Raw genomic sequence first — 13,602 nt, 5'->3', positions numbered from 1 at the left:
TGCGTTGGCTGTTGAACATTAATGGCACCGGCGGTGAAGACAATAACGGTAATAATTCAGACGCTCACCCAATCAATACTTCTTATCGAACCGTCCTGACCGCGGGGGAAATGATGTTTGGCTATCGCTCTGCATCACCAAAAGTAAGCCTTACCACTGACCGGCTGGTTGTCCGCCTCGTTCATGAGCGTGATGCCTATCGCCTGGCTGAATACTATGCTGCCAACCGGGTGTTCCTCAAACCTTGGGAACCGCTGCGGGATGAGAGCCACTGCTATCCTTCCGGCTGGCAGGCGCGGTTAAGCATGATTATGGATCTGCAAAAGCAGGGCAGTGCCTACTATTTTATCCTGCTGGATCCTGATGAAAATGAAGTGCGTGGCGTAGCCAATTTCAGCAATGTGCTGCGCGGTTCGTTCCACGCCTGTTTTCTGGGGTATTCCCTGGGGGAAAAGTGGCAAGGGCAAGGGCTGATGTATGAAGCGCTGCAATCTGCTATCCGTTATATGCAGCGTCAGCAGCGGATGCACCGTATCATGGCCAACTATATGCCGCATAACCAGCGCAGCGGTGCGCTGCTTGCCCGGCTCGGTTTTGAACGTGAAGGCTATGCCAAAGATTATCTGCTGATCGACGGAAAATGGCAGGACCACGTTCTCACCGCCTTAACCAATAAAGAATGGCTACCATCGCCACGCTGAGGCCGTAAATGAAATATGAATTAAGCGCTAAAGAAGCCCGAGTGATTGGTTGCCTGCTGGAAAAACAGGTCACTACGCCCGATCAATACCCGCTTTCCCTGAATGCCATCACCTTGGCCTGCAACCAAAAAACCAACCGCGAACCGGTCATGGATCTGCCGGAAAGTGAAGTCCAGCAGATCCTCGATTTGCTGCTGAGAAAACATTTTTTGCGCACCTTGAGCGGTTTCGGCAACCGGGTGGTGAAGTATGAACACCGCTTCTGCAATTCGGAGTTCGGCCAACTGAAACTCTCCCCGGCCGAGTTGGCAGTGATTGCAACGCTATTACTGCGGGGCGCGCAGACGCCAGGCGAACTGCGCACCCGCACCAACCGTATGCACGAATTCAACGATGTCAGCGAAGTTGAAGAGGTCTTGCAGCAGTTGACGACGCGTGAGGATGGCCCGTTTGTGGTGCGCTTGCCGCGTGAACCCGGCAAGCGTGAAAGCCGGTTTATGCACTTATTCAGCGGCCAGATCGAAGAGGCTCCCGCCGAAGTTGAACCCGCCGCTGGTGGCGAGTTGAGCGAACGGGTGGCTGTTTTGGAAGCCGAAGTGGCCGAACTGAAACAGCAATTGGCACAGCTGCTGGCGCGGGGGCAACATGAGTAAATTACGTATCGGCGTGGTTGGGCTGGGTGGGATCGCGCAAAAAGCCTATCTGCCGATCCTCAGCCATGCGCTGGACTGGCAACTGGTTGGCGGTTTTTCACCGAATCAGCAAAAGGCGCAGCCGGTGTGCGATAGCTATCGCATGGCCTGCTTTTCACGGCTTGATAGCTTGGCACAGCAATGTGACGCGGTGTTTGTACACAGCAGCACCGCCAGCCATTTCTCCGTGGTGACTGAGCTACTTGAACTTGGCGTACATGTCTATGTGGATAAACCGCTGGCAGAAACGCTGGAACAGGCGGAACAGCTGATCGCGCTGGCCGATAAACGCGGCAAAGCCCTGATGGTCGGTTTTAACCGGCGTTTTGCGCCGCTGTATTGCCAACTGAAACAGCAAATGCATCTGCCAGCCTCGATCCGCATGGATAAACACCGTGCGGACAGCGTCGGGCCGCAGGATCTGCGTTTTACCCTGCTGGATGATTATCTGCACGTGGTGGATACGGCGCTGTGGCTGAGCGGAGGTACAGGGAATCTGCTGAGCGGCAGCCTGCGCGCCAATGAAGCCGGTGCCATGCTTTATGCCGAGCATCATTTTGCCTGCGGGGAAACGCTGGTCACTACCAGTATGCACCGCCGTGCCGGTAGCCAACGCGAGAGCGTGCAGGCGGTGAGTGACGGGGCGGTTTATCAAGTGAATGATATGCGCCAGTGGCTGCGGGAGGATCTACAGGGCGTGGTTGAGCAACCGGCGGCGGGTTGGCAGACCACGTTGGCTCAGCGCGGTTTTACCGGCGCCGTGCAGCATTTTATTCAGTCGGTCAGCAATCAGACTACCCCGGAAACCGCGGGTGAGCAGGCGATCTACGCGCAGCGCCTGATCGAGCAGATGCTGCGTGATGTCGGATAACCCCATGTAACTTATGGCGGTAGCTATTATTTCTGTGGATCCGTAGACTATCTCTATTCAACTGACGCCTGCTGTTGCAGGCGTTGATATTTACACGTCGAACTCATCAGAAAAACCACATGAATCTACTAAAATCACTGGCAGCCGTTAGCTCGATGACCATGTTCTCGCGGGTGCTGGGCTTTGTGCGTGATGCCATCGTGGCACGCGTTTTTGGCGCCGGAATGGCTACGGACGCCTTCTTTGTGGCGTTCAAATTACCCAACCTGCTGCGGCGCATTTTCGCCGAAGGGGCTTTCTCTCAGGCGTTTGTGCCTATTTTGGCCGAGTACAAAAGCCAGCAGGGTGAAGAAGCGACGCGCACCTTTGTGGCTTATGTGTCCGGCTTGCTGACGCTGGTGTTGGCGGTGGTGACGGTGCTGGGGATGCTGGCCGCGCCGTGGGTGATTTATATTACCGCACCGGGTTTTACCGATACGCCGGATAAGTTCGCCCTGACTTCAGCGCTGCTGCGTATTACGTTCCCCTATATTCTGCTGATCTCGCTGGCATCGCTGGTGGGGGCGATCCTCAACACCTGGAACCGTTTCTCCATTCCGGCTTTTGCACCTACGCTGCTGAACGTCAGCATGATCGGTTTTGCGCTGTTTGCCGCACCCTATTTCCATCCGCCGGTGCTGGCGTTGGCCTGGGCGGTGGTGGTCGGCGGCGTGCTGCAACTGGGTTATCAGTTACCGCACCTCAAAAAGATTGGCATGCTGGTGCTGCCGCGCCTGAAGCTAGGTGATGCGGGCGTCTGGCGGGTGCTGCGCCAGATGGGCCCGGCGATCCTCGGGGTGTCGGTCAGCCAGATCTCGCTGATTATCAACACCATCTTTGCGTCATTCCTGGTGTCTGGCTCAGTGTCTTGGATGTATTACGCCGATCGGTTGATGGAGTTTCCTTCCGGCGTGCTGGGGGTGGCGTTGGGGACCATTCTGCTGCCTTCACTGGCGAAAAGTTTCTCCAGCGGTAATCAGGATGAATACAACCGCCTGATGGATTGGGGTCTGCGCCTTTGCTTTGTTTTGGCGCTGCCGAGCGCGATTGCGCTCGGGATCTTGGCCAAGCCATTGACCGTTTCTCTGTTCCAGTACGGTAAATTCACCGCCTTCGATGCGGCAATGACGCAGCGGGCGTTGGTGGCTTATTCTGTTGGTCTGATGGGGTTGATCGTGGTGAAAGTGTTGGCACCGGGCTTCTATTCCCGCCAAGACATCAAAACGCCGGTCAAGATTGCCATTATTACTCTGATCATGACGCAGGTCATGAACCTGATGTTTATTGGGCCGCTAAAGCACGCCGGGCTTTCACTGTCGATCGGCCTGGGTGCCTGCCTGAACGCCTCGCTGCTGTATTGGCAACTGCGCAAGCAGAAAATCTTCCAGCCGCAGCCGGGATGGGCGATGTTCCTGATCAAGCTGGTGGTGGCGGTGCTGGTGATGTCAGTGGTATTGCTGGGGATTATGTGGCTGATGCCCGCCTGGGATCAGGGCAATATGCTGGCTCGGTTGCTGCGGTTGGCGGTGGTGGTAGTGGCAGGTGTAGTAACCTATTTTGCGGTGCTGGGGATATTGGGTTTCCGGCCGCGAGATTTTGCCCGCCGGGTAGTGTAACTCCCTCACTCGGGTTGTAAATAAAAAAGGTCGCTAACGAAAAGCGACCTTTTTTGCATTCGCATCTGGCTTACATGCGTTCGACGGTTTCGATCCCCAAAGTTTCCAGGCCGGTTTTCAGCGTTTTAGCGGTCAGCAGCGCCAACTTCAGGCGGCTTTGACGGGCTTCTTCGCTCTCGGCGTTCAGGATCTGGCAATGCTCGTAGAAACCGGAGAACAACCCGGCCAGATCGTACAGGTAGGTACACATCACATGCGGTGTGCCTTCACGAGCCACCACGGTGAGGGTTTCTTCAAATTGCAGCAGGCGAGTCGCCAGCGCAATTTCACGCTCTTCGGTCATTACCAGCGGCAGAGTCAGGTCATTTTCATCGACGCCAGCGCGTTTGAACACCGAAGCCACGCGGGTATAGGCATACTGCATATAAGGGGCGGTGTTGCCTTCGAACGCCAGCATGCTGTCCCAATCGAAGATGTAATCGGTGGTGCGGCTTTTCGACAGGTCGGCATATTTCACCGCGCCGATGCCGACGATATTTGCCACGTTTTGCATTTCGTCTGCCGACATATCCGGGTTCTTGTCAGCAATCAGCTTACTGGCGCGCTCAATGGCTTCATCCAGCAGATCCGACAGCTTGATGGTGCCGCCAGCGCGGGTTTTGAACGGTTTACCGTCTTTACCCAGCATCATGCCGAACATGTGATGTTCCAGCGTTACCGCATCCGGCACGTAACCGGCTTTACGCACGATGGTCCAGGCTTGCATCAGGTGCTGATGCTGGCGCGAATCGATGTAATACAGCACGCGATCGGCACCCAGCGTTTCATAGCGGTATTTGGCACAGGCGATATCGGTGGTGGTATACAGGTAGCCGCCGTCTTTTTTCTGGATGATGACGCCCATCGGGTCGCCGTCTTTATTTTTGTATTCGTCGAGGAAGACCACGGTAGCGCCTTCGCTCTCTACCGCCAGCCCTTTAGCCTTGAGATCGGCGACGATGCCCGGCAGCATGGCGTTGTACAGGCTTTCTCCCATCACATCATCTTCGGTCAGAGTGACGTTCAGACGATCATAGGTGATCTGGTTTTGCGCCATGGTGATGTCCACCAGTTTGCGCCACATCTTCAGGCAGTAGTCATCCCCCCCTTGCAGTTTCACCACGTAGCTGCGGGCGCGCAGGGCGAAATCTTCATCTTCGTCGTAATTTTTCTTCGCTTCACGATAGAACTGTTCAAGGTCTGACAGGCCCATCTCGCTGGCGTGCTCGTTCTGCATTTTTTCCAGATAGGCGATCAGCATGCCGAACTGGGTGCCCCAATCGCCGACGTGGTTGGCGCGGATCACGTTATGGCCGAGGAATGCCTGGGTGCGGGCTGCGGCATCACCGATGATGGTGGAGCGCAAGTGGCCAACGTGCATCTCTTTCGCCACGTTTGGTGCAGAGTAATCGATAACAATGGTTTGCTGCTCAACCGGGGCAACGCCGAGTTTGGGCGCGCTCAGAACCCAATCGGTCTGACGAGCAACCCACGCACTGTTCAGGAAGATATTGATAAAACCGGGGCCAGCGATCTCGACTTTGTTGGCAATATCACCCAGTTCCAGCAGTTGCACCACTTTCTCTGCCAACTGTCGTGGTGGCATACCGAGTTTTTTCGCTACGGACATGACACCGTTAGCCTGATAATCACCAAACTGCGCTTTCGCTGACTGACGAACCTGAGCTTCGCAATCGGCAGGTGCGCCTGCGGCAATCAGCGCCTGGCTGACTTTATCTGATAGAAGAGCCTGAATATTCACCGGGTTACCTTAATACAAACGAGGGCCGTGCAACACGTCCCTGCGGATTCAAAGGTGGTTCTTAAGCCAACCGGCGAGCGGATGGCTAACCACAAAACAGCCTGTAATTGTATCTGATTAGAGGCGCCGCGTCAGTAGTTGACGCGGGCAGGGGGAACGAAAAGCGATGAAAAACGAAGCTGTGAATACTCTAAAAGTGGTTAATGTCTTTTATTGTGACGACCCGGGCGCAGCATGCCGCTTCGACGTGTTTTGTAATGACGATAGATGGCATAACCTGCAATAATTATCAGAACAATAGAGATGCCTAGAAGAATCATATTTACTTACCCGCAGTTAAATACGAGTTCACGTTATCGCAATAAATTAGTACAGGCAATTAAACCTATAATGATTAAGATAAACCCTACAATAACTTCAGTTTTTTCATGATGAAATCATCGCGATAATTTTATGTTATCAAAATCAGAGGGATAATATTCAATCATCTTGTTATGTAAGATAAGCCTGTTTTCTATTAAATAAACTTAACAATTTGGTTATTTATACCCGATTAACTTGAAGACGCTTGCTTTAGCACCTGAAAATTGTCATTCAGCCGGGACGATAATGAACCCGCCATCTCAGGGAGCGTTGTCGTAAAAAAGTTAAATATAGCCGTTCGGAAATCAGGCTTACTGGCAAAGTAACGGTTGTTCCTTGCACATTCGTGCATCAGCTTCCATAACCGTTCTATGGGATTCAAGTTGGGGCTGTAAGGTGGCAGGGAATGCAATTTTATATTGCAGACAAATGCCCAATCTTTGACCAGGTTTGTTTTGTTATACCCCGCGCCATCCAGAATAATATGAATTGGCTGCTTATAGTCGGGATAACATGTTCTTATCTCATTGAAAAATTGACAGATAGTGTATTCATTAATCGTTTCGTAATCATGAATGACTGGATGGGCAGCATCATTCAGATCCAGCGCGCCCAGAATGTTCATCCGAGTACGGCTTCCTGTTGTTTCAACAGTCTTTTTTTCCCCTTTTTTTATCCAGCCGAAGCTCAGTTTTGTCGCCTGAGTCGGATGCACTGCATCCAGAAAAAGGATCGGTTCACCTCTCGTGGCAACTTTTAATTCTTCATAATATTCAATGAACTGTTGCTGTTTCTCTTCACTGAATTTATGGGGTACGCCTGAGGGTTTCTTATAGCTGAAGCCATGCCGGTGCAGCCATTTGTTCATTCCTGGGACGCTGTATATGACACCCCATTTTTGTGCCACGTAGGCCACAATCTGGACAGTATGATGGAATAAATGTTGAGTTAAGTGGCTGATAAGCTGTTCGGTTTTTTCTGTGCTGAGCATGCCATCAGAGCCACCATTTTCGGGTTTCAACTTCCCTTTATTCAGATATTCGCTGATATGGTGGTCAACAGTGGTCTGATGCAGGCGCAGAGCCTGAGCAATCATGACCGAACTCCAACCTTCGGAGGCGAGAAGTACGGCTTTAATACGATCGCAAACGTGTTTGTCCCGGCTGGAATCATGCCGGCGTTCGAGTTCGATTTTTTGCTCAGCGGTGATAAATATCTTCATGGGATGAAAGCATGATCCTCTTCATCAACAAAATCAAGCATCTTCAATGATCACGGGTATATAAACGAAAGTTAAACAAGAAAAGCCGATTTTTTATTACCGGGGAATAATGCGTGTTTTTAATAAAATAAAACTCTGTGTCAAAAAAGATCATAGATCATCGATTTCCGCGGATTTTTTACTGCGCAAGCCATAGCCTGCATTGCATCCTAGGTGTAAATTATCGCCCCAGTTACCCGTATTTGGAGAAGTTGAGCAACCTATGGTCCCTTTGTCATCGATTACCGAACTTAACGATCTGGCGCAGGATTTACCGCGCTTTGAGCAGGCGCTGAACCAGTTGGCGGAAAAGCTGCATCTCGATCTGTCACAATTTAGCGCCGACCATATTTCGGTGCGTTGCCATCAGAACAGTACGGCCGATCGCTGGCGCCTGGGATTATTGCAATGCGGTGCTTTACTGTCGGAGTCGGTGATCAACGGTCGGCCTATTTGCCTGTTCGATCTGGCAGTGCCATTAAAGGTCGGCCCGTGGCTCATCGACTGTGTTGAACTGCCTTATCCAGGCGACAAGCGTTATCCGCATGAAGGCTGGGAGCATGTTGAACTGGTGCTGGATGGCGATCCGGCCACTCTGTATGCGCGGGCGTTAAGCTGCTTGGCGGATGAGGCACTGCTGCTGCCGGGGATCAAACTGAAGCAGAGTGCGCCAAAAGGCGAGGGCGAACGCCTGCCGAACCCGACGCTGGCCCTGACGGATGGCAATATCACCATCAAGTTCCACCCTTATCATATCCGCGATATTGTAGCCAGCGAGCGGGGTTAACCCGCCCTGACCGCCTGCGCCATACGATCCAGCGCCTCAGTCAGCAGTTCGCGTCGGCAGCCAAAGTTAAGGCGCACAAAACGGCGGTCGCCAAAGTCTAATCCAGGGCTCAGGCCAACGCCGGCCTGCTCGAAGAAAGCGTGCGGATTTTCTACCGCCAAACCGCTGCAATCGATCCAGGCCAGGTAGCTGGCTTCCACCGGATGCAACTGTAAGCCGGGCATCTGGTTAATACGCCCGATCACCAAATCACGATTGGCGCGTAAATAGTCCAGTTGTTCATCCAACCACTGTTGCCCGCCGCTGTAGGCCGCTTGCGCGGCAACCAGCGCCAATATATCCACTTCTGGCACAATGCCACTGCGCGCCCGGCATAGCTGCAAGCGTAATACGTTGTCAGGGATGATGGCCAGTGAAGCCCCTAATCCGGCGATGTTGAAGGTCTTGGAAGGTGACATCAGAGTGATGCTGCGCTGCGCAGCATCGTCATTCAGGCTGGCAAACGGAATATGCTGCAAGCCGGGCTCCAACAGCAGATCGCAATGGATCTCGTCCGAACAGACGATCAGATCGTGACGGCGGGCGAACTCGTGCTGCGCCAGCAGTTCCTCACGCCGATACACGGTGCCGCCTGGATTCTGCGGATTGCACAGCATCAGTAATCGCTCATTGCCTTCCAGCAACGGCTCTGCGCTATTAAGATCCAGCACCCAACGCTGATTATCGAGCCGTAGCGGGATTTGCCGTTGCGCACGGCCAGCGAATTTCGCGGCTTTACGAAAAGGGGGATAAATCGGTGAAGGAGCGAGGGTGCCTTGGCCTTCGGCGGTAAAAGCACGCACGCATAAGTTCAGCCCGCAGATCAAACCCGGCAGGAAAACCAGCCATTCTGGCCGAATGTGCCAGCCATAGCGTTCTGCCATGCGCTGGGTAAAAATCTTGCCAAACTCAGGGGACGGATGGCCGTAGCCGAAAACGCCATGGGCAACGCGCTGCTGTAGCGCGTCGATCACCGAGGGCGGAGAAAGAAAGTCGGTATCGGCCACCCAGAGTGGAATAACGTCGCGATCGCGATATTTGCCCCACTTAACGCTGTCACTGTGACTGCGGTCTATCCATTGATCAAAATTGAATGCCATAGTTAGCCCCTTGAGCCTACTCGATAAATCCTGTAACTATAGCGACTTGTATAACAACTGCTGTAGCATTTTTAGCCGTTCTCTGGGGGTAACAATGATAAAACTGGAAGTTTGTTGCTATAGCGTCGATTGTGCAATGACGGCTGAACAGGCAGGTGCCGATCGTATCGAACTGTGCGCCAGCCAGAGTGAAGGGGGATTGACCCCCAGTTCTGGCTCACTGCTGCTGGCGCGGGAGCGGGTGAATATTCCCGTTCACCCGATCGTTCGCCCGCGCGGTGGGGATTTCTGTTACAGCGCGGTCGATTTCGAGATCATGAAAAACGACATTGCTCATATTCGCGATCTGGGATTTGCTGGCGTGGTGGTGGGGATGTTGGATGACGAGGGGCATATTGATCTGCCGCGCATGCGCGAAGTGATGCAATTGAGCGGTGAGATGGCGGTGACTTTCCACCGTGCGTTCGATATGTGTCAAAACCCGCTGGTGGCACTGGATCAATTGACGCAATTAGGGGTGGCGCGCATTTTGACTTCTGGGCAACAGCAAAACGCTGAATTGGGGTTACCGCTGCTGCGTAATCTGCTGCAAGCCAGCCAAGGGCCGGTGATCATGGCCGGGGCCGGGGTGCGGTTAAGCAATCTGCACAAGTTTGTTGATATCGGTATTCAGGAATTGCATAGCTCTTCGGGGCATACGGTGCCGTCGACCATGCGTTACCGCAAGGCGGGGGTAACTATGTGTGCCGATAGTGAGTTTGATGAATTCAGCCATTACTGTGTGGATGGCGAAATGGTAGAGGCAATGAAGAATGCGCTGGCGTTGGTGGATCCCATGACCAAGAGTGCCTGAGCACGCTGCGCGATATCTCGGTTTTCCATTGTCAGGCCCCGATTAGTCGGGGCTTTTTAATTTCAACCACCGAAAAATAACAGCCTATAACGAACAGACAAAAAAAAGCCCTGTTCAGGGATGATCGTACAGGGCGAGGCGTATTAAAGTAGTCAATTATTATTTTGTTGGGCGTTACCAACACACAGAGCTTAGTTTAGAAACGTGCATCTTGTTGGCGCTGTGGGATGGGAATTATCTGAAAATAAATACGCAGGCTAATGGTAACATCTGGCCGTTTGCTACAGGTTATAGTCTGCTGCTGATGTGCAGCAGGTTGGCGGTAAGCGAACGGTGACTTTTATTTCATAACAATGGCTTGGCGAGTTTGCTAACAGATCAAAAAAAGCCCTGAGCAGGGTAGAGGTGCTCAGGGCGAAGTTATCAAGTATTCACTGGTGTTGGCGCGATACCAACACTTTTATTTTAGTTAATAATCCGCGAATGCTTATGTTTTTTAATGCTGCATTAATGTAAAAATTGGTTGCATGCCGATAGTTTAAAGTGACCGCGTCACTGATTAAGCCCCCTAAACTCTGCTCTTGATAACGTCATCAGTAAGACACTCCGCGTTGATTCGTTAGCCACTAAGCCTAATCATTAATAAAATGTTAATTGAGTCACATAAGCTCAATGCCTATTTTCACATCTTAAATTCATAATTAAATGATTTTAAATAAAATAGTCAATTCCCTAACATACTTCCGTTCGGTGTTCGCACAGTAATTTATTTAACAATATTGAAACTTTTCAGTGCCGGTGTTTTTCTTGAAAGGCGATTGACGCACTTTTGTCCGATTATCGCACATCAAAGAAGGGATTCTCAGGTTTTTGCCTCGCGTTCCCTTATGGTCACAGTAGCTCAGCCAACCAAGGAAGCGCTCTATGCCACATGAAAACACGATTGATGTTCAAGCAGTGATTAATAACAGCCGATTCTCACCTTATCAGTGGTGGATACTGGCGATGTGCTTTTTAACGGTTGCTCTGGACGGTTTTGACACGGCGATCGTCGGTTATATTGCGGCTTCGCTGGTGCAGGAATGGGGGATTGAAAAAACCTCGCTGGGCCCGGTGATGAGCGCGGCGCTAGTTGGCCTGGCCGTCGGGGCATTAACTGCCGGGCCATTGGCGGATCGGATTGGCCGCCGAAAAGTATTGATCCTCTCGCTGCTGGTCTTTGGCGGGTTCAGCCTGCTGACCGCTTTTGCCACCAATTTATCGATGCTGACCTTACTCCGTTTCCTCACCGGATTGGGGTTGGGTGCTGCCATGCCTAATGCCGCAACGCTGATGTCGGAATATGCTCCCGAACGCCGCCGTGCCCTGCTGGTAAATCTGATGTTCTGCGGCTTCCCGCTGGGTTCTTCGCTAGGCGGCTTCGTTTCTGCCTGGTTGATCCCGCATTTTGGCTGGCAAAGCGTGTTTATTCTGGGCGGTGTGGCCCCATTGCTGTTGGCGCTGGTGCTAATGGCCGCATTGCCCGAGTCGGTGCGCTTTATGGTGCTGCACGGTTATGCTGCTGAACGCATTACGGCCGTGCTGCGCCGCATCTCACCGCAACAGTGGGTGGCACCGCTGCGTTTTACGCTGAATGAACAGGGCGAAAAAACGGAGAAATCCGCGCTGCGAGTGATCTTTTCCCCGCATTACCTGCGCGGCACTCTGATGCTGTGCCTGACCTACTTTATGGGGCTGATGATTTTCTATCTGTTGACCAGTTGGTTGCCGCTGCTGATCCGTGAAACGGGCGCTTCTCTGCGTCAGGCTTCGGTGATTACGGCGTTATTCCCCTTGGGTGGCGGTATTGGGGTGTTGGCCATGGGCTGGTTGATGGACCGGATCAATCCGCACAAGGTGGTGGCCGTTGGTTATCTGTTCACCGCGCTGTTCGTCTTTGCCATTGGCTTTGTGAATACCAATCCGTTGCTGATGGCGTTAGTGGTGTTTATTGCTGGCGTCTGCATGAACGGTGCACAGTCATCGATGCCCGCACTGGCCGCTGGTTTTTATCCGACCCATGGCCGTGCCACCGGGGTGGCCTGGATGCTGGGCATTGGGCGCTTTGGCGGCATTCTTGGCGCGATGAGCGGGGGCTTGCTGATGCAACTGCAACTGTCGTTCAGCGTGATTTTTACCCTGCTGGCGATCCCGGCGTTGGTCGCTGCGCTGGCGTTGATGATTAAACATTTTTCCCTTAGAGAACCTGCATTACTGGGCTCTCTGAACAAGGCTCAATAAGGAGAACGCTGTGCATAGACAAACACAAGTGGGGATTGTGGGTGCCGGGCCTGCTGGCCTGATGCTTTCTCATCTGCTGCACCTGCAAGGGATCGAATCTGTAGTGATAGAAACACGCAGCCAGCAAGCGGTTGAATCCACCATTCGCGCCGGTGTGTTGGAACAGGGAACGGTCGACTTGCTCAACCAGACGGGTTTAGGCGCACGTTTGGCGCGTGAAGGGGCCAAACATCAAGGGATTCGGCTGGCGTTTGACGGGGAACAACACCGTATTGATTTAACCGAACTGACCGACAGAGAAATTACCGTTTACGCTCAGCATGAAGTGTTGAAAGACCTGATCGCTGCGCGTCAGGCGGCACAGGGGCAACTGTTGTTTGAGGTGGAACAGGTATCACTGCAACAACTGGAGAGTGCGCGGCCACAGATCCACTATCGCCATCTTGACGAAGACCACGTCATCAGCTGCGATTTTGTCATCGGCTGTGACGGTTTTCACGGCATCTGCCGGGCCGCAATGCCAGGAGGATTACGTAAGGATTACACCCGCGTCTATCCCTTTGGCTGGTTTGGCATTTTGGTGGAAGCGCCACCCTCCTGTGAAGAACTGATCTATGCCCGCCATGCGCGCGGTTTTGCTCTGATCAGCACGCGTTCTGCGCAGGTGCAACGCATGTATTTTCAGTGTGATCCGCAGGAGAAGGTAGAAGATTGGTCTGATGACCGGATCTGGAGCGAACTGGAAGCCCGGTTGGAAAATCGTGATGGCTGGTCGTTACAGCAGGGCAAGATCTTCCAGAAGAACGTGGTAGGCATGCGCAGTTTTGTGACCGAACCGATGCGCTATAAGCGCCTGTTGCTGGCCGGGGATGCCGCGCACATTGTACCGCCTACCGGAGCGAAAGGGTTAAACCTGGCCATGGCCGATGTACGCCTGCTGGCTCAGGCGCTAGAAAGCCTGTATCGCCAGCGCAACTGGTCGCGGCTGGATGCGTACAGCGAGCAGGCATTGCAACGGGTATGGCGCGCTGAGCATTTTTCCTGGTGGATGACCAATATGCTGCATACCCAAGGGGAAAGCAGCTCGTTCCAGCAGCGTCTGCAACTGTCTGAACTGCAATATATGGTTAAATCACGCAGCGCCATGACCATGCTGGCAGAAAACTATGTTGGCTTGCCCTTTTAATCAACCACCGCAG

The 13,602-nt window shown here is 52.8% G+C and carries 11 protein-coding genes; 8 read left to right on the top strand and 3 right to left on the bottom strand.

Going from position 1 to position 13,602, the window contains the following annotated elements:
• Positions 1–113: 113 nt before the first annotated feature.
• The 4 genes from rimJ to murJ all read left to right on the top strand — a co-directional run bounded on the left by rimJ (position 114) and on the right by murJ (position 3,919).
• Positions 114–701 (top strand): ribosomal protein S5-alanine N-acetyltransferase, encoded by a 588-nt coding sequence (gene rimJ, locus ACX9GT_RS14220; protein WP_473191595.1) that lies wholly within the window; start codon positions 114–116, stop codon positions 699–701.
• Between the two features lie 8 nt (positions 702–709).
• Positions 710–1,354 (top strand): YceH family protein, encoded by a 645-nt coding sequence (locus ACX9GT_RS14215; RefSeq protein ID WP_473187393.1) that lies wholly within the window; start codon positions 710–712, stop codon positions 1,352–1,354.
• On the top strand, positions 1,347–2,264 hold the full coding sequence (locus ACX9GT_RS14210; protein WP_473187392.1) for a Gfo/Idh/MocA family protein: 918 nt from the start codon (positions 1,347–1,349) through the stop codon (positions 2,262–2,264). Before ACX9GT_RS14215 ends, ACX9GT_RS14210 begins: the two co-directional genes overlap by 8 nt.
• Positions 2,265–2,383: 119 nt before the next feature.
• Positions 2,384–3,919 (top strand): murein biosynthesis integral membrane protein MurJ, encoded by a 1,536-nt coding sequence (gene murJ / locus ACX9GT_RS14205; protein ID WP_473187391.1) that lies wholly within the window; start codon positions 2,384–2,386, stop codon positions 3,917–3,919.
• A gap of 70 nt (positions 3,920–3,989) precedes the next feature.
• Here the strand turns inward: murJ and argS are convergent, their stop codons facing one another.
• Together argS and ACX9GT_RS14195 are read right to left on the bottom strand one after the other, a co-directional pair.
• Positions 3,990–5,720 (bottom strand): arginine--tRNA ligase, encoded by a 1,731-nt coding sequence (gene argS / locus ACX9GT_RS14200; protein ID WP_473187390.1) that lies wholly within the window; start codon positions 5,718–5,720, stop codon positions 3,990–3,992.
• Between the two features lie 553 nt (positions 5,721–6,273).
• The gene (locus ACX9GT_RS14195) at positions 6,274–7,305 is read right to left on the bottom strand and encodes an IS630 family transposase (RefSeq protein WP_473187389.1); all 1,032 of its coding nucleotides are present in this window, start codon (positions 7,303–7,305) and stop codon (positions 6,274–6,276) included.
• Between the two features lie 262 nt (positions 7,306–7,567).
• Here ACX9GT_RS14195 and ACX9GT_RS14190 point away from each other — a divergent pair, with 262 nt between their 5' ends.
• Complete coding sequence (locus ACX9GT_RS14190) at positions 7,568–8,131, top strand: VOC family protein (protein WP_473187388.1); 564 nt, start codon at positions 7,568–7,570, stop codon at positions 8,129–8,131.
• Here ACX9GT_RS14190 and ACX9GT_RS14185 read toward each other — a convergent pair.
• Entirely contained in the window at positions 8,128–9,270 is a 1,143-nt protein-coding gene (locus ACX9GT_RS14185) for a MalY/PatB family protein (protein WP_473187387.1), read from the bottom strand. The two genes, ACX9GT_RS14190 and ACX9GT_RS14185, sit on opposite strands and share 4 nt — an antisense overlap.
• Positions 9,271–9,364: 94 nt before the next feature.
• On the opposite strand from ACX9GT_RS14185, the gene cutC reads away from it, so the two are divergent.
• The 3 genes from cutC (at position 9,365) to ACX9GT_RS14170 (ending at position 13,589) form a co-directional block, all read left to right on the top strand.
• Positions 9,365–10,123, top strand: coding sequence for a copper homeostasis protein CutC (gene cutC / locus ACX9GT_RS14180; RefSeq protein WP_473187386.1), 759 nt, complete (start codon positions 9,365–9,367; stop codon positions 10,121–10,123).
• Between the two features lie 924 nt (positions 10,124–11,047).
• Positions 11,048–12,403, top strand: coding sequence for an MFS transporter (locus ACX9GT_RS14175; protein WP_473187385.1), 1,356 nt, complete (start codon positions 11,048–11,050; stop codon positions 12,401–12,403).
• Positions 12,404–12,464: 61 nt separating this feature from the next.
• Complete coding sequence (locus ACX9GT_RS14170; protein WP_473191594.1) at positions 12,465–13,589, top strand: 4-hydroxybenzoate 3-monooxygenase; 1,125 nt, start codon at positions 12,465–12,467, stop codon at positions 13,587–13,589.
• Positions 13,590–13,602: the final 13 nt, after the last annotated feature.

It is taken from the genome of Serratia sp. YWN4, from assembly GCF_055790845.1.
Note: the sequence above shows the minus strand (reverse complement) of the source record. Positions and strands in the feature narration are given on the sequence as shown.